Annotated in this window: 25 protein-coding genes and 1 tRNA gene; 20 read left to right on the forward strand and 6 right to left on the reverse strand. The window is 41.2% G+C overall.

The window, feature by feature from the left end; translation table 11 throughout:
• From FG28_RS08000 to FG28_RS08015, 4 genes are all read left to right on the forward strand, one after another.
• Complete coding sequence (locus tag FG28_RS08000; protein ID WP_036381695.1) at positions 1–381, forward strand: rhodanese-like domain-containing protein; 381 nt, start codon at positions 1–3, stop codon at positions 379–381.
• A gap of 92 nt (positions 382–473) precedes the next feature.
• Positions 474–818 (forward strand): rhodanese-like domain-containing protein, encoded by a 345-nt coding sequence (locus FG28_RS08005; RefSeq protein WP_036381698.1) that lies wholly within the window; start codon positions 474–476, stop codon positions 816–818.
• 16 nt (positions 819–834) lie between these two features.
• Complete coding sequence (locus tag FG28_RS08010) at positions 835–1104, forward strand: heavy-metal-associated domain-containing protein (RefSeq protein ID WP_036381701.1); 270 nt, start codon at positions 835–837, stop codon at positions 1102–1104.
• On the forward strand, positions 1104–1697 hold the full coding sequence (locus FG28_RS08015) for a DUF3365 domain-containing protein (RefSeq protein ID WP_051947224.1): 594 nt from the start codon (positions 1104–1106) through the stop codon (positions 1695–1697). Before FG28_RS08010 ends, FG28_RS08015 begins: the two co-directional genes overlap by 1 nt.
• Positions 1698–1708: 11 nt before the next feature.
• Here the strand turns inward: FG28_RS08015 and FG28_RS08020 are convergent, their stop codons facing one another.
• Genes FG28_RS08020 through FG28_RS08030 form a run of 3 tightly spaced genes read right to left on the reverse strand, consistent with a single transcriptional unit; the run spans position 1709 to position 4264 of the window.
• The gene (locus FG28_RS08020; RefSeq protein WP_036381704.1) at positions 1709–2587 is read right to left on the reverse strand and encodes a sterol desaturase family protein; all 879 of its coding nucleotides are present in this window, start codon (positions 2585–2587) and stop codon (positions 1709–1711) included.
• A 2-nt stretch (positions 2588–2589) separates the two neighbouring features.
• A complete protein-coding gene (locus FG28_RS08025; protein ID WP_036381707.1) occupies positions 2590–3042 on the reverse strand; it encodes a hypothetical protein in 453 nt (150 codons plus the stop codon).
• A 1-nt stretch (position 3043) separates the two neighbouring features.
• Complete coding sequence (locus FG28_RS08030) at positions 3044–4264, reverse strand: sulfite oxidase (RefSeq protein WP_036381710.1); 1221 nt, start codon at positions 4262–4264, stop codon at positions 3044–3046.
• Positions 4265–4454: 190 nt separating this feature from the next.
• On the opposite strand from FG28_RS08030, the gene FG28_RS08035 reads away from it, so the two are divergent.
• The 11 genes from FG28_RS08035 to FG28_RS08080 all read left to right on the forward strand — a co-directional run bounded on the left by FG28_RS08035 (position 4455) and on the right by FG28_RS08080 (position 13136).
• Positions 4455–4661 (forward strand): DUF2892 domain-containing protein, encoded by a 207-nt coding sequence (locus FG28_RS08035; RefSeq protein WP_036386308.1) that lies wholly within the window; start codon positions 4455–4457, stop codon positions 4659–4661.
• 159 nt (positions 4662–4820) lie between these two features.
• Complete coding sequence (locus FG28_RS21045) at positions 4821–4949, forward strand: hypothetical protein (protein ID WP_262491873.1); 129 nt, start codon at positions 4821–4823, stop codon at positions 4947–4949.
• Positions 4950–5309: 360 nt separating this feature from the next.
• On the forward strand, positions 5310–6614 hold the full coding sequence (locus FG28_RS08040; RefSeq protein WP_036381713.1) for a TolC family protein: 1305 nt from the start codon (positions 5310–5312) through the stop codon (positions 6612–6614).
• 7 nt (positions 6615–6621) lie between these two features.
• Positions 6622–7710 carry an efflux RND transporter periplasmic adaptor subunit gene (locus tag FG28_RS08045; RefSeq protein ID WP_036381716.1) on the forward strand — a complete coding sequence of 363 codons (1089 nt, stop codon included), beginning with the start codon at positions 6622–6624 and terminating at the stop codon, positions 7708–7710.
• 16 nt (positions 7711–7726) lie between these two features.
• Positions 7727–10921 carry an efflux RND transporter permease subunit gene (locus tag FG28_RS08050; protein WP_036381719.1) on the forward strand — a complete coding sequence of 1065 codons (3195 nt, stop codon included), beginning with the start codon at positions 7727–7729 and terminating at the stop codon, positions 10919–10921.
• A gap of 1 nt (position 10922) precedes the next feature.
• Positions 10923–11228: a hypothetical protein gene (locus tag FG28_RS08055; protein ID WP_036381722.1), complete on the forward strand. Its 306-nt coding sequence runs from the start codon at positions 10923–10925 to the stop codon at positions 11226–11228.
• Positions 11229–11238: 10 nt separating this feature from the next.
• Positions 11239–11424 carry a DUF2892 domain-containing protein gene (locus tag FG28_RS08060; protein WP_036381725.1) on the forward strand — a complete coding sequence of 62 codons (186 nt, stop codon included), beginning with the start codon at positions 11239–11241 and terminating at the stop codon, positions 11422–11424.
• 64 nt (positions 11425–11488) lie between these two features.
• Positions 11489–12046 (forward strand): YeeE/YedE family protein, encoded by a 558-nt coding sequence (locus FG28_RS08065; RefSeq protein ID WP_036386310.1) that lies wholly within the window; start codon positions 11489–11491, stop codon positions 12044–12046.
• The gene (locus tag FG28_RS08070) at positions 12043–12456 is read left to right on the forward strand and encodes a YeeE/YedE family protein (RefSeq protein ID WP_036381727.1); all 414 of its coding nucleotides are present in this window, start codon (positions 12043–12045) and stop codon (positions 12454–12456) included. Before FG28_RS08065 ends, FG28_RS08070 begins: the two co-directional genes overlap by 4 nt.
• A gap of 103 nt (positions 12457–12559) precedes the next feature.
• Entirely contained in the window at positions 12560–12967 is a 408-nt protein-coding gene (locus FG28_RS08075) for a response regulator (protein ID WP_036381730.1), read from the forward strand.
• Positions 12968–13064: 97 nt separating this feature from the next.
• Positions 13065–13136, forward strand: a tRNA-Arg gene (locus tag FG28_RS08080).
• A gap of 186 nt (positions 13137–13322) precedes the next feature.
• On the opposite strand, the gene FG28_RS08085 is transcribed toward FG28_RS08080, so the two are convergent.
• Complete coding sequence (locus FG28_RS08085; protein WP_156102231.1) at positions 13323–13658, reverse strand: DUF6249 domain-containing protein; 336 nt, start codon at positions 13656–13658, stop codon at positions 13323–13325.
• A gap of 106 nt (positions 13659–13764) precedes the next feature.
• On the opposite strand from FG28_RS08085, the gene FG28_RS08090 reads away from it, so the two are divergent.
• The 5 genes from FG28_RS08090 (at position 13765) to FG28_RS08110 (ending at position 19131) form a co-directional block, all read left to right on the forward strand.
• Entirely contained in the window at positions 13765–14322 is a 558-nt protein-coding gene (locus FG28_RS08090; RefSeq protein WP_036381736.1) for an RNA polymerase sigma factor, read from the forward strand.
• Positions 14312–14746: an anti-sigma factor gene (locus FG28_RS08095; protein WP_036381738.1), complete on the forward strand. Its 435-nt coding sequence runs from the start codon at positions 14312–14314 to the stop codon at positions 14744–14746. The genes FG28_RS08090 and FG28_RS08095 overlap by 11 nt, the downstream gene beginning before the upstream one ends.
• Before the next feature lie 63 nt (positions 14747–14809).
• On the forward strand, positions 14810–16159 hold the full coding sequence (locus tag FG28_RS20065; RefSeq protein ID WP_051947225.1) for a serine hydrolase: 1350 nt from the start codon (positions 14810–14812) through the stop codon (positions 16157–16159).
• A gap of 15 nt (positions 16160–16174) precedes the next feature.
• Complete coding sequence (locus FG28_RS08105; protein WP_036381740.1) at positions 16175–17056, forward strand: AraC family transcriptional regulator; 882 nt, start codon at positions 16175–16177, stop codon at positions 17054–17056.
• A 158-nt stretch (positions 17057–17214) separates the two neighbouring features.
• Entirely contained in the window at positions 17215–19131 is a 1917-nt protein-coding gene (locus FG28_RS08110; RefSeq protein ID WP_197062563.1) for an Ig-like domain-containing protein, read from the forward strand.
• A 40-nt stretch (positions 19132–19171) separates the two neighbouring features.
• Here the strand turns inward: FG28_RS08110 and FG28_RS08115 are convergent, their stop codons facing one another.
• Together FG28_RS08115 and FG28_RS08120 are read right to left on the reverse strand one after the other, a co-directional pair.
• Positions 19172–20041 carry a carboxypeptidase-like regulatory domain-containing protein gene (locus FG28_RS08115; RefSeq protein WP_156102232.1) on the reverse strand — a complete coding sequence of 290 codons (870 nt, stop codon included), beginning with the start codon at positions 20039–20041 and terminating at the stop codon, positions 19172–19174.
• Between the two features lie 16 nt (positions 20042–20057).
• Positions 20058–21578 (reverse strand): serine hydrolase, encoded by a 1521-nt coding sequence (locus tag FG28_RS08120; protein WP_036381747.1) that lies wholly within the window; start codon positions 21576–21578, stop codon positions 20058–20060.
• Between the last annotated feature and the right edge of the window lie 399 nt (positions 21579–21977).

Genomic DNA, 21977 nt, shown 5'->3' on the forward strand with positions numbered 1-21977 from the left:
ATGCAAAAAATTATACGATTGGCCCTCATGGGCTTTACGGTCTTGTGGGTCTTTTCATGTCAATCACAGCAAAAACCGTTCATCAAAAAAATAGATAAGGCCACGGTTCAATCCGAAGTCATTGGAAAAGACGTACAATTGGTTGATGTTCGCACTCCCATGGAATACAGTCAGGGGCATATTGATGATGCGGTCAATTTTAACATCAACGATGAAGGTTTTCTAAACCAAATAGAAACATTGGATAAGAACAAACCCGTTTATCTGTACTGCAAAATGGGGGGGAGGAGCAATCGTGCTGCAGAGCTTTTAAAGAGCAAGGGATTCACCCAGATTTATGATTACACGGGCGGGTATACGGATTGGAGCTCCAAGGACTAGTCAATAGATACAAGAATTTTTTCTTATGTAACCCGCGTTACTGAACAGCCAAAGTATCCGACTTACATTAGCTACATAAAACTGAGGGTAATATGTCGATACTAAGTTTTTTGTTCGGAGAACAAAACCTTCCAGATACCATAAAGATTTTGGATAGGGAGGAGTATAAAAATGCCATTTCCAAAGGCAAAGTTCAATTGGTGGATGTGCGTACCCACGCCGAATTTATGTCGGGTCATATAAAAGGGGCTAATAACATAGATTTTTTTCAAGGCTCAGCGTTCGAGTCCGCCTTTTCTAAAATGAAGAAAGAAAAGCCTGTTTACCTCTATTGTCAATCTGGTAATAGAAGTCAAAAGGCGGCAAGAAGGTTGGTGGAAATGGGATTTACGGAGGTGTACGACCTTCGTGGGGGTTACAGAACATGGAGCTACTAAGTCAATTAACAAAGAAATGAAAACCACTTTGCAAGTGCAAAACCTTACATGTAGTGGTTGTGCCAAGACCATTTCCAATAAACTTTCGGAAATGGAAGGTATACAAAGTGTGATTGTGGAAAAGGAAAGCGCATCGGTTAGCTTTGAAGACCAAGGCGCCGATGTCGCTTCCTTTGCTAAACAGGTCCTACGACAATTGGGCTATCCCAAAATTGATGATGAAAACGGAATGCTCCCAAATGCAAAATCTTTTGTAAGTTGTACCAACGGAAAAATGAGCCTGTGATGAAATCAATTGTCATTTCCATGGCAACTATGCTACTCTTGTTTTCTTGTAAAGAGGGTAAAAAGGAATCAGATACTGTACAATCTGATAAACCCAATTACGAGGAAATTGGAATGAGGTACGCTCAAGAGACCCAAAAAGTATTGGGGAAAAACCTAAAAGGGACCATTCAGGACAAGGGTGTTGCAGAGGCGGTTGTGTTTTGCAATGAACGGGCCTATCCACTGACTGACAGTATGGCAATACAGTATGATGCAAGAATTAAGCGGGTATCAGACAAGACCCGTAATCCTTTGAACAAGGCCAATGCTACCGAATTGGCACATATCAATACGTTTAAAAAGCAAATTGCTGCGGGGGACTCCATTGTGCCGATAGTACAAGAAAAAGACGGGCAGGTCCATTTTTATTATCCCATTGTTACCAATGCATTGTGTTTGAATTGTCATGGAACACCCAATCAAAATATTACTCCGGAAGTAGTGGAGCATTTATCCGAGCTGTACCCTGAAGATGAGGCAACGGGATATGGAATTGATGAGGTCCGTGGTATTTGGAGTATTGTGTTTGAAGCTTCTGACCCTTCAAAATAATTTTTGAGAACCTATTTCTTTGGCTTTTTAAAGCCATAGACCAATTGTCCCCAAAATCCCTTCGGAAGCTTTTCATCCCCCGGAAAACCCAGTTCAATTTTACCGCCACTTTCGGGAATATAGTTGGTGCGGAAGATATAATCCCAAAGGCTCAGACTTATCCCATAATTCATCCCATACCGACGTCCATCTGGGAGATTGTACGCATGATGGTACAAATGCATCACCGGATTGTTCAAGATGTATTTTAGCGGTCCCCAAGTCAGTTTTATGTTGGCATGGTTAAAATGTCCGATGGCGATGGCGGCAAAATGTACAATATAGGCCTGTTCGGGCTCAAATCCCCCAAGAATCATTACTCCCACCGTTTTCAAAGGCTTGTAGAGGATGTTCTCCATCCAATGGAACCTGAGGTGTGCTGCAAACCCCATTTCCTTCACACTGTGGTGTACTTTATGAAACTCCCAAAAAGCTGGTACACGGTGCAGAAGTACATGGGTGAACCACTGCACAAAATCAAGAATAATAAAGAAAACCAAAAGCTGTACCCATTGCGGCCAAAGGGTTACATCTACTATGGACAGACTTTTTGAAGTGATGCCCAAATCCGCAAAAAGTACTTCAAGGACTTTATAAATGCCACTTATGACAATGGCAAAAATGAAGAAGTTGAAGAACATGTAAAATGCATCCAACCAAAAATCCTTTCTAAAAATCGACTGTTCCTTTCGCCATGGAAAGAGAATTTCCATACTCCAAACAAAGAGCGAAATGGCAATCAACCCCCAAAAATAATTGGTATACCAAGGCACTTCAAACACAATGGACTTCCAGGTCCATCTCACCATTCCCAAAAAACCATTTGTAAAAGCATCAATGTATTCCATAATAGCTATTTAAGCTCATACCATTCAATATGCTCCAAGTTTCGCCGCCGACCTTTCGCAGTGGGCGCATAATTTTTGGACAAATACGTCAAAATCAATTCTTCATTGGCACCCAAATCCCAGAGATTTTGGGTTTCCTGCATCCATGTTATGGTGGCTTTCCATCCTTCCCGGCTCATCCTGTTCTGGGTGACCAGTTTTGCGGAATGGCAACTGGTACAATTTTGAATGGTGGCTTCCATACCTTCATCATCCACAAATCCGGTGGCCACATGAATGCCGTTTTCAACTTTGTCGTAATCTTCGTTGGAATCTTCCACGGGAACCTCCTCAATCTTGGGATCTGGTTTATGGTTGGCCCAGTAGTACAATCCTCCGAACAGTACCAAGATCAATACTAAAAAAGAAAGAAGGACTTTGGAAAAGGCACTTACCTGTTTTTGAAACTTGTCCTTCATGCTACACAATTTTCACAGCGATTCGGTGACAAGCATTGTTGAGATAGCCTTTAGGGTTCCAGCCGGGCAATACCATAGGTTGACTTTTTCTGTTGGAGTCAGTGGCTCTTGCCCAAACCTCATAATATCCTTTTTTTGGAAAGGAAACCGTAGCCTTAAAATGTTGCCAAGCCAATCGATTTGTAGGTTTTTCAAGGGAGCAGTTGTGCCATGTGCTGCCAAAATCGATGGAATATTCCATTTTTGAGACCTCCAACTCACCGGCCCACGCATGCCCGTTGATGTTCAATTTTTGTCCTGCTTTGATCAACGCTCCACTTTTGGGATAGGTAATCAAGGATTTCACCGGCATGGATTCTATGATGCACATGTTGGATTCTGGAACTTCGCTGCCCGGCGCTACCGTTTCACAAGGAACACGGTACGAAGTACCGCCCATTTTTTCACCATCATGCACCTTGTTCCGGACACTGATCCGATTGATCCATTTTCCAGAAGTGGAAGCGGGCCATCCCCCACAAACCAACCGTAATGGATAGCCATGGGCCAATGGAATAGCCGCACCATTCATGGCAAAGGCCAATAAGGTTTCGTCCTGCAGTGCTTTGTCCATGGGAACTCCCCTGGAGATGGGCTCTTTGTTGGGGTCGCCACTCAAATGGGTGTCGGCGGCATGATATCCAATATATATGGCATCAGCATTGATACCAGCGTCTTCAAGAACATCACGAAGCCGCACCCCAGTCCATTCGGCGCAGGAAACCGCACCCACGGTCCATTGGTTGCCCTTTGCAGGTGGATTGAATTCACTTCGTCCATTTCCACCACATTCCAAGGTCAATTGATAGGTATGATGCTGGAATTTGCTTTTGAGATCGGCCAGTGAATAGGTTTTCTTGGTTTTGATGGATTCGCCATCCAAGGTCAACGTCCATGTTGAAGCATCGATATCCTCGGGAATTCGACCGTTATTCCGAATGAACATGAATTTATTTGGCGTGATTTTGTCATTCAACAAATGGGCTTGGGCTTCCATATTCCAAGGTTTGTCGTTGAGCACAACCATTTCCCTGTCTTTGTTGAATAGTTTAAATGGGTCAGGGTCTTGAAACCCTAGAGGTTGATACCCTTTTGGCATTAGGCCACCATAAACAATGTCCACGCCCAAGATGCTGGCCATGGTTGCCAAAGACATTCCAAAAGTAAATTCCCTTCTGTCCATAAAATAAAGGATTAAATGTATCGTAAAAATAACTAATGCTATGTAACCCAAGTTACCAAAAGGCTTGCTAGTATAATGTAGCTTTAGGGGTGAAGTTCACAAAATGGCAGAAATTGGTTTTTACCTGTTTCCTCCGCATCACTTTGGTCGCTTCACGGGTTCAATTGGAAGAACATATAAACTCACAATCATGAAAAAAAACATGGGCGGGGCAGACCGCATAATTCGGATTATCCTGGCACTTGGTGTTGGGGCACTGTATTATTTTAATATGATTACCGGAACACTGGCATATGTGCTGTTGACGCTGGCAATAATATTTTTGTTGACAAGCTTTATTAGTTTTTGTCCTTTGTACACCCTTTTTGGAGTAAGTACCTGTAAGGTCAAAGATTAGGGTTTTTTAGTTGGTTGATGGATAAAGCCGCTCTTCAGAGCGGCTTTTTTTATCTTAAACACCCAAAAACCAGAATGGTAAAAACAGCTTTCCTGAGGAATATCATATTTTCATGAAGTGCGGCCCATTAAATTTGACTCAAATTAAAACCAATACATTGTGAAAGCACTTACACATATTCCATTGGTATCATGGGAGAACGGCATCTGGATGATAGGCGTATTTGTCCTTGTGGTCGTTGTTCTTGTAGTGGCCGTTCTGGCCTTGATGAACAGCGGAAAAAAATAAACTAACCACACACATATTTAAGAAGAAATGGATTTAGCATAGGATGATTTGTTTTTATGTTAAATCCATTTCGTTTGTTATGGTGAAATCCAAACATGGATATTGCCCTGATATGAATTAACTTCCTTTTTGGCGGTAACCATTATATGTACTCCTAAGCTGGCTGCCTTCATTTTTCGTTCTCAAAACCCACGATTACTTAAACACTGACTTTCATCATTGTTACACAGCTGAATGCGGACTTAACTTTGTTAGGATGTCTTTGTATTACGGTATTTCTTCTTTGAAATTTTCTCGGTAACCAAGGTTACTGTGCAGGTGTATTGCCAAATCTATTTTTGCTTCAAATTACATACGTAGATGAAACGGATATTAATACTATCAATTCTATTGTGGGCTCAGGGGCAGTTGTTAGCCCAAGACCCTATCAATATTTCTCTGGAAGAGGTATTGACAAAGGTGCAAGAGTCCAATGCCAGCATAAAGGTTTCCGAGCAGGAAGCCCAAATGGCGAAATATGACTATAGGTTCTCCAATTCCATTTTTTTGCCACAAGTTGCCGTGTCGCATACGGGAATGGCAACCACAAACCCATTAATGGCTTTTGGTTCCAAACTGAACCAAGAGATTTTGACCCAGGCGGATTTTAATCCTGCCCTGTTGAACGACCCCGACCAGATCCAGAACTATGCCACCAAAGTATCGGTGGAACAACCCTTGATCAATTTGGACGGATTTTACCAACGTAAAGCGGCCAAGACTACCATGGAGGCCAAGGAACTCCAAGCGATGCGAACCAGGGACTACCTGAATTTTGAAGCCCAAAAGGCCTACGGGCAATTGCAATTGGCCCACAGAGCTGTGGCAGTGCTGCAAAAAGCTTTTGAGGCCGCAAATGCCAATTTGAACATGGCACAGAACAGTTACGACCAAGGGCTGCTCCAAAAAGCGGATCTGTTGGAAGTAAAAGTTCGGGTCACCGAGGTTTCCAATCAATTGAAAACGGCCAAGAGCAATGTGAAGAACGCATCCGATTATTTGGCTTTTTTAATGAACGAACAGGGAGACGTGGTCTATGAACCGTCAGAGGAATTGGTACCCGACAATCTTGGTGAAACCGTTGAGGTCACTTTGGAAAATAGGGCAGATGTAAAAGCCATGGATTTGGTGTCCGAAGCGTACAAGGCAAATATGAAGGCCGATAACATGACCTTCTTGCCAAAGTTGAATGCCTTCGCCAGCTATGAAATGTACGATGACCAAATTTTTCAGGCCGATGCCAAAGGATACATTATCGGGGCAAGTTTAAGCTGGGATGTTTTTAAAGGATCCCAACGCTTCGCCAAAGCAGGAAAGAGCAAAACAAGTTATGAAAAAGCGAAACAAGAATACGAACAATACGTCGCCAAAAGTACTATGGAGCTTCAACGCACCAAGCGGATGGTCGAAGATGCCGAAAGCAGGCTCCAAACCTCAAAATTGGCTATGGAGCAATCCGAAGAATCATTGAGGATACGTACCAACAGGTTCAAAGAGGGCTTGGAAAAAACAACCGACCTATTAATGGCCGAAGCCACCTATGCCGAAAAGCAATTGGCCTATTATCAGACCATTTTTGAATACAATCAAGCACAATCCTTATTAACATTTTTAACCAAAGAATAATTGCAAGATGAAAAACACAACGATATATAAAAGCTTCATACTGACCGCCTCCTTGGGATTCCTTCTAATAGGGTGTGGAAGTGACGAAAAACAGACTGTGGACAACACGGAAGCAGTTCCAGTAACTGTTGCCGACGTGGACATGGGCGATAGTTCTACCATTTTGGCAGGAAGTGGTCAAATAAAGGCCGTGAACAGCGCCACCTTGAGTACTAGAATAATGGGCCACGTGGAATCACTTCCCGTAAAAATAGGTCAGAAAGTAAACAAGGGAGATTTGCTGATTTCCATCAACAACGTGGACCTACGAGCCAAAAAAGCACAAGTGGAAGCCTCCATTACCGAGGCACAGGTGGCTTTTAACAATGCCAAGAAAGACTATGAAAGATTTCAAAACCTTTTCAACGAAAACAGCGCCTCACAAAAGGAGTTGGATGATATGACCGCCCGTTACGAAATGGCCAAGGCCAGATTGGAAGCTGCAAATCAAATGAAGAATGAAGTGAACTCCCAGTTTGCCTATGCCAACATTAGGGCTCCCTTTAGCGGAGTGGTTACCAATACCTACATCGATAAAGGTGATATGGCCAACCCTGGCGTTCCGTTGGTGTCCGTTGAATCCCCAGGAGGATTTGAGGTAGAGGCCAAAGTGGCCGAGAACAACATTTCTGCCATTAAAGTGGGAACCAATGCCCACATTTTGGTAAAAGCATTGGATACTACGATTACTGGAAAAGTGTCCGAGTTGAGTGCATCTGCACAAAATACAGGCGGACAATATGTGATGAAGGTAGTATTGGATAAAACAGACGCCAAAATTTTGTCAGGTATGTATGCCACCGTTAGGCTCGAGGCGGAAAACGAGAGCGATGGTAAAACAGTTGTTACCGTTCCGTCCAAAGCCTTGGTGCATAAGGGCCAACTAACCGGCGTGTATACTTTGGGCCAGGATAACGTGGCCTTGTTGCGTTGGTTGCGGTTGGGCGAGAATTTTGGAGATGAAGTTGAAGTGTTATCAGGCTTGTCCAAAGGAGATCAATACATCGTATCGGCCGAAGGAAAGCTCTATAACGGAGCCAAAGTAAGCATTCAATAACCCAAAAAAGGTAGCGATGAAAAACGGACTTGCAGGAAAAATAGCCAAAGGGTTTATCAGCTCCAAACTAACGGTGCTCCTAATGATCGTATTTATGGTCATTGGAGTGTACAGTTCCTTCCTTATCCCTAGGGAAGAGGAGCCACAGATAGATGTGCCCATGGCGGATATTTTTGTGGGATATCCAGGCGCGAGCCCAACCGAGGTGGAATCCAGGATTACCAAACCACTTGAAAAAATTATATCGAACATTAAAGGTGTAGAATATGTGTACACCACTTCCATGCAAGAGCAGGGGATGGCCATTGTACAGTTCTATGTGGGAGAGGATATTGAAAGATCATTGGTGCGTTTGTACGACGAGATCAATAAGCACATGGATCAAATGCCAGCGGGAGTGACCATGCCCTTGGTAAAAACCCGTGCCATTGATGATGTACCTATGCTGGCCTTGACACTTTGGAGCGAGGAGTACAATGACTTCCAGTTGAGGCAGATTTCTGGAGAGCTTATCAACGAAATTGAAAAAGTGAACGGGGTGTCCATTACCAAAAAGATAGGAGGGCGTAGTCCCCAACTCCGTGTGGTCGTGGACAAGGATAAAATGGCCGAATCCGGTATTGATATGTTGGCAGTTGCCCAAACGATTCAGGCCAACAACCAGCAGATGGATGCCGGCAACTTCCTTTCCAATGACACGGAGTTCCATATCAGTACAGGAAACTTTTTGGAAAGTAAAGAGGACTTGGAAAACCTCATCGTTGGGACGAAACAAGGTCAGCCCATCTATTTAAAGCAAGTGGCCACCGTTTTGGATGGGCCGGAATTGCCCAAAAACTATGTTTCCCTTGGTTTCGGTGCAGCTAGCGAAAAGGCAGAAACTTTCAAATCGGAATACCCAGCGGTAACCATTTCCATTGCCAAACGTAAAGGGGCCGATGCGATGAAAATTGCCGATGTGGTGTTGGAAAAAGTAGATTACTTAAAAACCACATTGATTCCAGACGAAGTTAAGGTCGAGGTAACCCGTAACTATGGTGAAACTGCTTCACAAAAAGTATCTGAACTATTGATGCACTTGATGGGTGCCATCATTGCCGTAACCTTTGTGGTGATGTTGGCCATGGGATGGCGGGGCGGATTGGTGGTGTTCCTTTCAGTGCCCATCACGTTCGCATTGACCTTGCTCAGCTACTATATGCTGGATTACACTTTGAACCGGATTACCTTGTTCGCTTTGGTGTTCGTAACAGGTATTGTGGTGGATGACTCCATCATTATTGCGGAGAACATGCACCGTCATTTTAAAATGAAACGATTACCCTTCAAAGATGCTGCTATCTACGCCATCAATGAGGTAGGGAACCCGACCATTTTGGCGACATTTACGGTAATCGCATCCGTATTGCCGATGGCATTTGTATCTGGTTTGATGGGGCCTTACATGTCCCCAATGCCTATTGGAGCATCAATTGCGATGTTGTTGTCCTTGTTTGTTGCATTGACCATTACTCCGTATTTGGGCTACATCTTTTTGAGAGAAAAAGACAAAAAGAAGAAAAAGGAAAAAGAAGCGGTTGAAATTCAGGACACCTTTATTTACAAAGCTTACGAGAAATTTGAAAAACCATTAATCGAGAGCGGTAAAAAAAGATGGTTGTTCTTGGGAATCACAGTGGTATTGTTATTTGCCTCTGTTGGTATGTTCTTCACCAAATCGGTTGCCGTAAAAATGCTGCCTTTTGATAATAAGAACGAATTCCAAGTGGTTATCGACCTTCCCGAAGGCACTACGTTGGAAAGAACATCTGCAGTAACCAAAGAAATAGGGGCATATCTCTCCACTAGACCTGAAGTGGTCAACTATCAGAGTTATGTGGGTACCTCCGCGCCGATAACCTTCAATGGTTTGGTAAGGCATTACGACCTTCGTGGAGGTAGCAATATGGCCGATATCCAGGTCAACCTAGTAGACAAACATGATAGGAGCGAACAAAGCCATGATATTGCCAAATTGCTTAGACCCAAGATTCAAGAATTGGGTAAAAAGTACAATGCCAACATCAAAATTGTTGAGGTGCCACCAGGGCCTCCTGTATTGTCAACCATTGTAGCTGAGATTTATGGACCCGATTACGAAAAGCAGATTGATTTGGCCGATAAGGTAAAGGGCATCCTCAACAATACCACCGATGTTGTGGATGTGGATTGGATGGTAGAGGACGATCAGGTGGAGTACGATTTTGTGGTGGACAAGGAGAAAGCCATGCTTTATGGAGTTACCCCTCAACAAATTGTTCAGGCAATGGCCATGGCTTTCCGTGAACAGCCCGTATCCCATATATATCGTGAAGATGCTTTTGATCAGATTGGCATCGTACTCTCCATAAGTGAAAAGAATAAATCCACCCTCGATGAGATCAAACAGCTTAAAGTAAAATCACAGCAAGGCACCATGGTTTCTGTTGGAGATTTGGTTTCTGTGAAAGAAGATATCAAAGCGAAAAGCATCTACAGAAAAAATCAAAAAAGAGTGGTCTATGTGATGTCCGATATGGCAGGCGAACTGGAAAGCCCGGTATATGCCATTTTGGGCATGACGAACAAATTGAACCAATTGGAGCTACCACAAGGCTATGCCATCAACGAACTCTATATGGAGCAGCCCCAGTTTGAAGATGACTATACCGTAAAATGGGATGGTGAATGGCAGATTACCTTGGAGGTGTTCCGTGATTTGGGTATTGCCTTCATGGGCGTGATCGTGATTATTTACATGCTCATCGTGGGTTGGTTCCAGAACTTTAAGGCCCCTGTGGTGATGATGGTGGCCATACCACTTTCATTGATCGGAATTGTTTTGGGACACTGGTTGCTTGGGGCATTCTTTACCGCAACCTCCTTTATTGGTATGATCGCCTTGGCAGGTATTATGGTTCGGAACTCGGTTTTGCTTATCGACTTTGTCAACCTAAGGTTGGACGAGGGAGTTCCCCTTAAGCAAGCCGTGATAGAGGCCGGTGCCGTGCGTACCACACCCATTTTGTTGACGGCGGGAACCGTTGTTATTGGGGCTTTTGTGATCTTGTTCGACCCTATTTTTCAGGGATTGGCCATTTCACTTATGGGAGGAACCATAGTGTCCACCATTTTGACACTATTGGTGGTACCATTGGTGTATTATATGATTGAACGTAAAAATTACAACTAGGATGAAAATGATCATTGTTACCACGGTCGAAGAGTATAAAAGCGAGGTCTTTAAACTTTTTAAAAAGGCAGGCGTGGAAAGTTTTAGTGAATCTGATATTGATGGGTACAAAAGTGCTGCACCATTGATGTACACCAGCAGTTGGTTTCCCAGCGAAAAAGGCGGGGCGGCATCCAATATGTTCTTTTCCTTCACAGAAGAGGAGAAAGTGACAGAATTGTTCAAACTCTTGAAACAATTCAACAAGGAGAGTGAAACCACCAACCCCATAAGGGCTGTGGAAATACCCATTGAAAGAACCGTTTAAAAATCAAGAAATGAGAAATAGAGTAGTTAGAGGAATTGCAGGAACGTTTATCTTGATAAGTTTGATTCTTGCTATTTATGTAAATCAAAATTGGCTTTGGTTTACCGCATTTGTTGGGGCCAACCTGTTACAATCATCATTGACCAAATGGTGTTTGTTGGAGGATATCCTTAAAAAGTTCGGAGTTTCCGAATAACGCATACTAAAGGCCGAGTTTTTTATTTGGGGCTTTTTCTTCAATTTTGTTGAAAATTGAAGATATGCTCTATCAAACTTGGCCTTGGTATGTATCGGGCCCGCTCATTGCCCTGATCATGGCCCTGCTCATTTTAATGGGCAAACGTTTTGGAATGTCCTCCAACCTGGAGACTTTTTGTTCAATCGGAGGCGCAGGAAGGTTTTCGGATTACTTCAAAGTCGATGTAAAATCCAAACGATGGAACCTATTGGTGGTTCTAGGCTCTGTCATTGGCGGGTTTTTGGGAGCACATTGGTTGTCGCCCAATCCCGCAGTCAATATTTCACCTAAAACTGTAGTCAAATTGCAAGATTTGGGATTCGATAGTGCGGGAAAAGCCTATTTGCCCACAGAACTTTTTAGTTTGGAGTCGCTTACGGAACCCAAAGTTTGGATCATACTTCTGATCGCCGGTTTTTTGGTGGGCTTCGGAACGCGCTATGCTGGCGGATGCACCTCTGGACATGCCATTTCTGGGTTGAGTAATTTACAGCGACCTTCCTTAATCGCGGTCATCGGGTTTTTTATTGGCGGATTGATCATGGTTCATCTATTGTTCCCTTTAATTTTTAAGGTATGAAGAATATAGCCTACATTATCTTGGGAACCTTTTTGGGGATTGTACTTTACAAATCGGAAGCCGCTTCATGGTTCAGGATCTATGAAATGTTCCAGTTTGATTCCTTTCACATGTACGGTATTATTGGCTCTGCATTGGCAGTTGGGATAGCTTTGGTCTTCTGGATAAAGAAGTCCAAGATCAAATCGTTTTCAGGAGAAACAATCAATATTCTGGACAAGGAAAAATCGTTTACCCGATATATTTTGGGTGGAACCTTGTTTGGATTGGGTTGGGCACTGGCTGGTGCCTGTCCCGGACCCATCTATGTTTTGGTGGGAGCAGGGTTTTGGCCTATAAGTATTGTGCTTGTTGGAGCCATTTTAGGTGCATTTGTCTATGGTGTTTTAAGGGACAAACTGCCCCATTAAGGTTGATTGAACGGGATATTTGGGCAAAACAACGAATTTGAATGGTTTGTTGGGTGCAAGCCTCTAGCTTTGGCTGTCCCAAACCTTACGTAATTGTCCCTACATGAAGCTAACCACGTTTATAATAGACGATGATTTGGTGTCGCAGTTTGCGACTCGATACTGCATACAACAATCCCATGGCGATTTTGATATTGTTACCTGTTCCAGCGGAGAAGAAGGGATACAAGCTTGTTTTGGTTCTGTGGAAAAAAACAATAAACTTCCAGATATTATTTTCTTGGACCTGGTAATGGACGGGATGAACGGTTGGGATTTTCTTGAGAATCTTCGAAATCTATTCAAAGGCCACAAGCTACCTAGTGTATATGTACTTTCTGCATTTACCAATGCCAAAGATCGCACTATTGCCAAGACCAACGAATTGATTTCTGGTTATGTGGACAAACCCTTGTCTCGTTCCTATCTGGAAAAGATTTTGAAAGAAGAGGAGAAAAAGCGTATTGTTTGATTACATCTTAATTCATTGTGGAAAACAACCTAAATTGATTCCCACGGTTGCATAAAGTTTTTAAAAAAAACTATTTTTGCAGTCCATTTTTGGGAATGGCCCCGTAGTTCAATGGATAGAATAGAAGTTTCCTAAACTTTAGATGCAAGTTCGATTCTTGCCGGGGCTACTTTTTAACTTCTAAATGCTTCCTGCTCGCAGTACGAAACTTGGTTTCGCTCGCCTTGATGTCGATTTTCATCTCGACTAGTATTTTTTAGGCCACCAATTCATACATTGCTTTTCCATGACCTCAATTAAAAACAGTCATTTTGTTTGCGGTTACACATAAATAACAATCTCATTGAGGAACTGGTTAATCTTTACCAAAGAATTTGTAAAACAGTACCAATCCCAATCCTCCACAAACAAATACCATGGAAGGATAAATAGCCTCAGTGTCGTTTACTGCATTGAAAACAAAATTGTCCAGCATAAAGGCTGAAAAAAAACCAAGACCGGCTCCAATAAGTAAGAAACCCCACTTTAAAGGTGCAAGTTTGCCTATCCGATCTTCAAAAAGTTTAGGATCCTTGTTTGCTTCGAGTAAAGCGATTCTTTCTTTGTGCCTTATGTTGGTAGTTATGTAAATAATTGAAACTATAAGTATAACAATACATAGGATCCCTAAAACTATTAGTACAGCGTTCATGATCATATTTTTTTTATAAGACGGTAGAAAGAACCTCTCTGGTTACAAATTAATATATTCATTTAAAGTTGTAACCACCGGCTCACAAAAAAACGTCTTTCAAACAATGTCAATCTATGAACAAGACGCTAGGGATATCATCCGTTTTTTGAAAAATGGAGACGCTATGGCATGCAATAATTTGGTGGATAGGCATCAAAAAGCAGTTTTTGGGATATGCGTGGGAATCCTTAAGAATGAGCCTCTGGCCCAAGAAGTGGCCCAAGATGTTCTTTTGAAAGCTTTTGAAAAGCTGAAAAAATTGGAGGATCCCAAAAAATTTAGGGCTTGGGTAATTCGCATGGCCTACAATTCCTCCATTGATGCTAGACGTAAGAAAAAGCGTTATTTAGATCGTATTGATGAAAAAAATCACATTCAAGATAAAAGCATTTCCATTGAAGACAAAATGGATCAGGACAAGAAAAGAGAACTTATCCTTAATCTGATTCATGAACTCGGAGACCCAGATTCCTCCATATTTATTTTATTCTACATGGAAAATATGACAACAGAAGAAATTTCCAATGCTTTGGGACTTACGAAAAGCAACGTGAAAATAAAACTGATGCGTGGTAGGGAAAAGCTGAAAAATAAACTTAAAACCCTTTTAAATGATTTTTAAAATGCATCCATCAGAAGAAAATCTTTGGGACTATTTTCACAATGAGTTAACCGCTGACAATAAAGAATCCATTGAGAATCACTTATCGGGATGCGATCAGTGCAAAGAAAAATACAATCTCCTGATTAAGGATGAGAAATTCTTTCAAAACATGGATTTTCCGCATCCACCTAAAGGCTTTGCTACAAAAATTGTTGATAAAGTGGTACGGCGAAAAGAGAAAGTGGAAAAGTTATGGGTGTCCACATTCAAAGTGGCCCTTTATCTTTCTTTATTGGTATTGGTTGGTGCATTGATCTGGATTATGGACTCGTTTACAATGGATATTACCCCATATTACAGTTCAATTATCTGGTATGGTATTCCAGTTATTTTTCTCGTATTGATGACGAAATATTTCGATCAAAAAAAATTGGAACACTAGAAAAATTGTAACCAAACTACCACGGAAAATCGTCTTCTAGTTGAACATTTAAATTCAACAGAGATGCGACGTACAAATTTTCTTATAATTATTACGGCTGTTTTTTCCGCCATAACATCCCTAGCACAAGAAAACAAAGAGCCAAAAAAAGAGTCCCTGTACTTTCCGGGTGAGGACTGGGAGGCATATACAGATCCATTTCAGTTGGGCTATAATGTTGAAAAACTTTCAGCTGCCAAAAAGCATTTCGATTCCATCAATGCCGCCGCAGTTTTGGTGCTTTATAAAGGAAAAATCTTGGTTAACTGGGGAGACAATACCAGAAGATTTAGATCAGCAAGCATACGAAAAAGCTTTCTGAGTGCCTTGTTGGGAATGGCAGTAGCAGAAAAAAGACTGAGTATTAAGGATAGGATAGATAGATTTTCGATTCAAGGGGTCGAAGGTTTGACCGAACTTGAAAAAAAAGCAACCATAAGGGATTTATTGACCTCATCATCCGGCATATACTTGCCAGCGGCTTACGAACCCGAAGTCTGGACAAAAAATAAGCCTGAAAGAGAAAGCAATTTTCCGGGTACTACTTGGTACTACAATAATTGGGATTTCAATGTGTTGGGCGCGCTCTATGACCATATTTCCCAAAGTTCAATGGCTACTGATTTTAAAAATAAGATAGCGGATAAAATCGGTATGCAGGATTTTAGGTCCACCTTGGATTTCAAATATTTCTATGAAAAAAATATTCCCGTACCAGCCTATCTCTTTAAAATGAGCTCAAGGGATATGGCTAGGTTTGGATTGCTTTACCTAAGAAATGGAAAATGGAAAAATGAGCAATTGATTTCTGAGTCATGGGTTTCCCAAAGTACAACAAAAAAAATGACCCCGTGGAAGGGTGCAGGATATGGATTTCTATGGTGGACCACGCATTTAGAGAATGGTTCCCAGGTTTTTTATGCTAATGGTACAGGAGTACAGAGCATAGTGATTGCACCCGAATTAGATATGGTCATGGTATTTCGGGCCAATACCTATTTGGGTCCTGAAGTGCCCAATGGAGCAGAATTTGAACTGATGAACCGCATTCTTGAAGCCAAAACGGCAAAAGAACAAGATGACATTGAAACCAGAAATGTGGTTTGGAACCAAAGCTATACCAATAGTTCTGATATAGTTGATTTTCAAAATTGGGTCGGTAGGTACAGAAACAATATTGCACGAAATATTGACATTGAAATGGTGGGTGGACAGCTTGTATTGAAAACCAAAATTGCTGATTTTCTAATGTACCCTATCGGAAAGAACCGCTGTTGGGTGGAAGATTTGAATGTAACTGCGACGATGGAGAGCTCGGGCATAGAAGAACCCAACAGCACCTTGACCCGGGATGAATTGAGACTTTTTAAATAAGCTTGAAAGCTATTCATGTTAACCTATAAAAACCATATTACCCGCATAACAGATGACATATATGATTTCCCATACAAATATGGGAATGAAATTTATCATTCTAAGATAGCCCGACCAGAATATACTCCCGTGGAATACGAATCCAATTTTTCTATAAAATTTATGTTCAGGGGAGCGGAAAAATACATCGTAAACGGTGATGAAAAAAAAGTTACGGCGGGCAAGATGCTCATTGTGAATGACAAATCGCATGTCATAAACAGAGCGGAATCCAGTGAGGCATTCTCCGTTTTCCTTACTCAGCATATCATTAAAGATTGTAAGCAAAATTTAATGACAAGTGCAGATTATTTATTGGATGAGCCCTTTGACCAATCAGAAGAAAGTATAAATTTTTATGATCATGTGTCGAATAGGAACATTCCTGCGCTGGAGCTTCTAAGATCTCGAATCATGGTAAATCCGGATATCATAATTCCAGCAGAGTATTACTTTGAACTGGCCCATGATCTATTGGTTTCCCAAAAAGTAATCCAGGACCAAATCAATAGAGTAGACAGATTAAAGTTCAGTACCCGCAAGGAGATATACAGAAGGGTAAGCCTGACCATGGACTACTTGATGTCAAATATCCATGAAAAATTTAGTCTGGACAGCCTGGCAAAGGCAAGTTGTATGTCTAAATATCAGCTCATACGAAGTTTCAAAGAAGTATATGGCATTACACCAAATAGGTATTTTATTCTTGAAAAAATGAAGCAAGCAAAAAATGAGCTTCAGTATCAAAAGGAATGCAGCATAAAGGAGACAGCATTCAAATTTGGTTACCCCAGTCTTGCCAGTTTTAGCAAACAATTTAAACAGGTTTTTGGAATTTATCCCAGTAGGTTGGAGTGAACCGAAGAACCCCCATGAAGTAACTCTTCCCGTAAAAATCATAATGCCTTGGCAATAAGCAATATTTGACAAGTTATTTATGCTTGAGCTGGATAAATTGATTACTGAAAGTTAAATGTACGGTAATGGTAATTTCAACTGATAAGCTCTTCTGGCGCATGGCAATTATATTAGGAGGAATATATGTTTTATGGGCATGCAGCAATGATAATTCCTCTGAGGAAGAACAGTCTGCCCTATCAAAAATTGAAGTTTCATCACCTTTTGGCCAGATATTGTTAGGGAGCACTTTAACCACCCTACAGTTTACTGCGGAAGGTTTTGATCAAAACAATGAAACCGTTGGCGTAAATGAAATCGTTTGGTCTTCCTCAGATGAGACAAAGGCCACTGTAGATTCCAATGGTCTGGTGACCTTTGTTGGTTCTGGGCAAATAACCATTACGGCCACTTCGGGTTCTGTTTCTGGTAGTAAAGACATTACTGTCCTACCTGCTGCTTCACTTTCAAAAATTGAAGTGTCGTCATCGATATCCCAAGCTGTTTTGGGTGTTACAGAGGAATTTAAACTTGTGGCCATGGCGTTTGACCAAAATGGCAATGCATTTGAAAATACGGAGTATACTTGGAGTTCCTCTGATGATATGGTGGCAAGTATTGACGAAAATGGTTTAGTGACCATTTTGGATACGGGTGATGTCACATTTACGGCAAGCTCAAATGAAGTCTCGGGTGAAACTAGTTTTAGTGTTCTGGAAGGTTTCGAAGCAGGCTCAACTATTTTTGAAAACGTCAATATTGTTGATGTTTGCAGCGGTGCCATTATTTCCTCTCAAGATGTGTTTGTGGTCAATGAAAAAATTGAAAGCATCTCTGCAACTGGAACCAACGAGTTCCCAGTGGATGCAATGGTCATTGACGGTACAGGAAAATATGTGATGCCCGGTCTTGGCGATGCCCACGCACATGTATTTTTTGAGTCTGATTTTTACCAATATTTGGCTAATTCAGTGACCTCGGTTGTAGATATGGGTAATTCTGCAGCGGCTACCCCTGCAGAATCACCTGCATTGGACTGGAAAAACAGTATTCTTTTGGGGAGCCTTGACGGTCCCAATTTCTATCCATCCATTATGGTGCGGGGGCCAGAGGACGGTGGAAGGGTTGCCAACAATGCTGCGGAAGCCCGCCAAATTGTCTATGAATGGAGGGAATATGATTTTATTAAAGCATATAGCAGGGTGCCCGCCAGTGCCTTTGATGCATTGCTTTCCGAAGGTGAAAATTATGGTTTGGAGGTCATTGGTCATGCCAATGTTAATTTGGGAATGACATCCGTATTGCAAAAAGGTCAGAGAATGATAGCCCATGCAGAGGAATATCTATATGCACATTTCCAAGGAAATACCTCTCAGGAGCTTATTGATGAGGCTATTTCAAATACCTTGGATGCCCAGGCATTTGTTACCGGAACCTTATCCACCTACGAGGCTATTTCAAAAATTTGGGGTGCCAACCAATCTGGATATGATGAGCTGAAAATGAGACCTGGATATGAATACACAAACCCCACCTATAAAAATATTTGGGACGGACAGTTCAATGGAAGCTATAATCAACCGGGTTCATTGGATGGGGGATTGACATTCCAGAAAAATTATGTGCCAAAGTTTCACAATGCCGGAATCAAATTATTACTGGGAACGGATTCACCCCTAATCATTGGTCTTCCCGCTGGCTATTCTATCCATGAAGAGATTAGATTATTAAAGGAAATAGGAATAAGCAATGCGGACATTCTGAGAATTGGCACCCTGAATTTTGCCGAATTTATCAAAAGAGACTCTAGAAATTCTGAAGATTTTGGAGAAATAAAACCGGGATACAGGGCAGACTTGGTATTACTTGATGCCAACCCAATAAATGATTTGGAAACCTTACGGTCTCCCAACATGATAATGGTAAGGGGCAAGATCTACACTCGTGACTTTTTACAACAGCAATTGGACAATCTGGCCAACAAGGGTTCAATGTCTGTGTACAAACCAAGTCTGTTGGATATACATTCACATTGATATTGATTCTTTTTGAAAGAATCTTGATCTTGGATTTTAGTCAATTCAACAATGCGTAAGAAACATTGGCAACCACCACTTTTTTGGATTGTTCCCATGAAGACATACTCGATTTTCTTTCATATCCGACATATTCCTGAATGTCCCGAACAGAAAAGGCGGTTATTTGTTGGTCAATATCTTTATCGCTCAATTTTTTTGAATTTTCCTCCGAAGTGATCCATTCAAAAACCAAAAAGAAAGGTTCTGTCAACACGATTTGATATTCACGGAGGTCAATAACTAATCCACCCTTTTTTTTAGTGGAGCTAACAAGGATGTTTTTTTGATAGACATCATGGTGCGGCTTGCCATCTTTGACATTCATGATTCTTACCCTTAGATCAAAGGTGGGTAGGCGATTGTTGTGGATGAACAATTGTGCATGTTTAAGAAATATTTTTTGAGATTTCTTATTGAGGAGTATGGCCATGGCAGAACCCCCATCTGGTCTGGAAATGTATTTGCCGTCCCAGTATATTCCCAAAAAGCCATAGTTGGGCTTGGTGAGACCATCAATTATGGTTGGAAGCTTCTGTTTTTTGAATGACACCACTACTTCATCAAGATTCGTATTTTGAGCTTCAAGGGTAATGCTATCCTTGTCTCCAAGGACAAGGACACTTATTTTTTTTCTTTGGTAACCAAGGGCTGAAAAAACCAAGGAATCCTTGATGTTATCATTCGGAATTTCCAAATTAAAAACACCGTTTTCGAATGAAGCAGTACCTATAAGAGTATTCTCAATTCCGATATTTACATAGGGTATCGGCCGACTGTCCTTGCCGTCCAAAACTATACCACTTACAACGAATTGGGAGTAAGAGTGCATTATGGCAAGATAGAGCAATCCACAAACAAGTGATTTCAAAATGCAATGGTTAAGATTAGTATTCTTTTATGTAAACAACATCCTCTTGAACGAGACTCTTGACCTTTCCATCCTTAATGTTGAATTTGAAAACTGACCCGTTTTCCAGTATGTCAACTCTCATGGAGTTTTCTAAAGTGTAAGGTTCTACAGTCTTGCTTTTTATAAGACCATGGGTTACCTGAAACCCTTTACTATCACTAAACGCTATTTGAATTGAACCCAACTCTTCGCTAGTGTAAGTACCAACATACATTTGATTGGGCAATTCCAATTTCCATTGACGTTCAGAGCGTTTTTCTTTCTCTTTTGCCATGGATTCAAAATTTTCCATGGCCATTTGTGAGTAAGCCGCTAATTGGTTTTCGTATTTTTCATCAATACCCTCAGGATGTAAGAAATAATCAATGGCATAAGAAGAGAGCAGATAAGAAGTGACAATGCCAATGCCACTCCCTTCATTCACCATTACCGCCACCCCAATATCATTTTCAGGCTGGAGCCAAACTTCTGAATGGTAACCGGGAAATCCACCAAAATGATGTATAATGGTATCTTTCTCAATATTAACACCCAAATTCCATCCATAGCCATAGCCATATCTATCGATATCAATATAGGTCAGCTCCTGAAAAGCCTGTGGTGTATGGCTAAGCTTGATCAAATGAGCCGGAATGGCTTGTTTGCCATTGATTTTCCCTTCGTTCAATTGAACAATCAACCATTTGGCCATATCCTTTACCGTGCTATAGTTTCCCCCTGCGGCATGAAGCATTTTGTCATTCTTTTTAATTTCCAATTTCTCCAAAGCACCAGAAATGTTGGATTGATAATGAGGTTGTGCAACAGGGATTTGGTGATTCATTAATGCACTCAAGGAAGTAAAGGTTTCATCCATACCAATTGGTTTCAATACTTCGTCAGTGACAACCTCTTTCCAATCTTGCCCCAGCTCTCTTTCAATGATAAGTTCCAGAATATTATACCCAAGATTATCGTAGTCAAAATTTCCCAAACCAACAGCGTTGGTTGTTGTGAATTTGGAAAGCAGTTTCAACAAAACCCCATGTGTGTAATTCCCATAATAGGCCTTGCGATCAGCAAGGTAGTCATTTGAAATACCTGATGTATGGGACAAAAGGTGCCGAATGTTTATACTGTCCGCATAAGGAACCCCCTCAAATTTGATGTCATTAAAGTACTGGGTCAGTCGCTTGTCCAAATCCAATTTGCCCTTCTCGTGCAGCAGCAAAGCGGCCATTGCTGTAAATGATTTTGTAATTGAGGATAAATAGAATTCAGTGCCTTCGGCAACCTTTTCTAGGTTCTCAACATCTGCAAAACCTTTGTATTTTTCGTATATAATTTTATCATTTTTCACAACAACAATGCCCATTCCAAACTGACTGTTGAAAGTGCTGTCCAGCCTTTCTATCATTGAATCCATGGCAAGTGATAGATGCTTTGTATCTCCACGTTGGGGATAGGAAAAAGTTGAATTGATTAGAAAAAAAAGGAGTAGAAAACAGTTTTTCATGATTTAAGAGATTTGATTGATGAACAAACTCGAAAAACGGGAAAATTTGATTTAATGACTTGTCAAATATTGCGTATTTACAACTTATTTCTGCGTTTTATGTTCTAGAGAAATTTTAAGGTAATAGTTTCCTGTGGTCATTGCTGAGAATGTATATACCATATGGGTTATATAGCCTTGCCCATGAAAAGGAATCCTTTGTCTTGTCAAAAGACCAATAGATTTTCCATTGTTTGAATGAAACTTGGGGAGCTGTAAAACCAAACTACGGATAGTTTAGGGATAAATAATATAGCTTAGATTTGACCGGATTTATCTTCTTATGCTAACTTTAGAAGTAAATAGCCTTCTCATTTATTCAGAGGTGCTTGCCATTTTAAATTTCGAATAACAACAATC

The sequence above is a fragment of the Muricauda sp. MAR_2010_75 genome, from assembly GCF_000745185.1.
Lineage (GTDB): Bacteria > Bacteroidota > Bacteroidia > Flavobacteriales > Flavobacteriaceae > Flagellimonas.

Bases quoted from the DNA above. Each gene is read 5' to 3' on its own strand.
- FG28_RS08000 (WP_036381695.1), top strand. From the start codon at position 1: ATGCAAAAAATTATACGATTGGCCCTCATGGGCTTTACGGTCTTGTGG.
- FG28_RS08005 (WP_036381698.1), top strand. From the start codon at position 474: ATGTCGATACTAAGTTTTTTGTTCGGAGAACAAAACCTTCCAGATACC.
- FG28_RS08010 (WP_036381701.1), top strand. From the start codon at position 835: ATGAAAACCACTTTGCAAGTGCAAAACCTTACATGTAGTGGTTGTGCC.
- FG28_RS08015 (WP_051947224.1), top strand. From the start codon at position 1,104: ATGAAATCAATTGTCATTTCCATGGCAACTATGCTACTCTTGTTTTCT.
- FG28_RS08025 (WP_036381707.1), bottom strand. From the start codon at position 3,042: ATGAAGGACAAGTTTCAAAAACAGGTAAGTGCCTTTTCCAAAGTCCTT.
- FG28_RS08030 (WP_036381710.1), bottom strand. From the start codon at position 4,264: ATGGACAGAAGGGAATTTACTTTTGGAATGTCTTTGGCAACCATGGCC.
- FG28_RS08035 (WP_036386308.1), top strand. From the start codon at position 4,455: ATGAAAAAAAACATGGGCGGGGCAGACCGCATAATTCGGATTATCCTG.
- FG28_RS08040 (WP_036381713.1), top strand. From the start codon at position 5,310: ATGAAACGGATATTAATACTATCAATTCTATTGTGGGCTCAGGGGCAG.
- FG28_RS08045 (WP_036381716.1), top strand. From the start codon at position 6,622: ATGAAAAACACAACGATATATAAAAGCTTCATACTGACCGCCTCCTTG.
- FG28_RS08050 (WP_036381719.1), top strand. From the start codon at position 7,727: ATGAAAAACGGACTTGCAGGAAAAATAGCCAAAGGGTTTATCAGCTCC.
- FG28_RS08055 (WP_036381722.1), top strand. From the start codon at position 10,923: ATGAAAATGATCATTGTTACCACGGTCGAAGAGTATAAAAGCGAGGTC.
- FG28_RS08060 (WP_036381725.1), top strand. From the start codon at position 11,239: ATGAGAAATAGAGTAGTTAGAGGAATTGCAGGAACGTTTATCTTGATA.
- FG28_RS08065 (WP_036386310.1), top strand. From the start codon at position 11,489: ATGCTCTATCAAACTTGGCCTTGGTATGTATCGGGCCCGCTCATTGCC.
- FG28_RS08070 (WP_036381727.1), top strand. From the start codon at position 12,043: ATGAAGAATATAGCCTACATTATCTTGGGAACCTTTTTGGGGATTGTA.
- FG28_RS08075 (WP_036381730.1), top strand. From the start codon at position 12,560: ATGAAGCTAACCACGTTTATAATAGACGATGATTTGGTGTCGCAGTTT.
- FG28_RS08085 (WP_156102231.1), bottom strand. From the start codon at position 13,658: ATGAACGCTGTACTAATAGTTTTAGGGATCCTATGTATTGTTATACTT.
- FG28_RS08090 (WP_036381736.1), top strand. From the start codon at position 13,765: ATGTCAATCTATGAACAAGACGCTAGGGATATCATCCGTTTTTTGAAA.
- FG28_RS08095 (WP_036381738.1), top strand. From the start codon at position 14,312: ATGATTTTTAAAATGCATCCATCAGAAGAAAATCTTTGGGACTATTTT.
- FG28_RS20065 (WP_051947225.1), top strand. From the start codon at position 14,810: ATGCGACGTACAAATTTTCTTATAATTATTACGGCTGTTTTTTCCGCC.
- FG28_RS08105 (WP_036381740.1), top strand. From the start codon at position 16,175: ATGTTAACCTATAAAAACCATATTACCCGCATAACAGATGACATATAT.
- FG28_RS08110 (WP_197062563.1), top strand. From the start codon at position 17,215: ATGGCAATTATATTAGGAGGAATATATGTTTTATGGGCATGCAGCAAT.
- FG28_RS08120 (WP_036381747.1), bottom strand. From the start codon at position 21,578: ATGAAAAACTGTTTTCTACTCCTTTTTTTTCTAATCAATTCAACTTTT.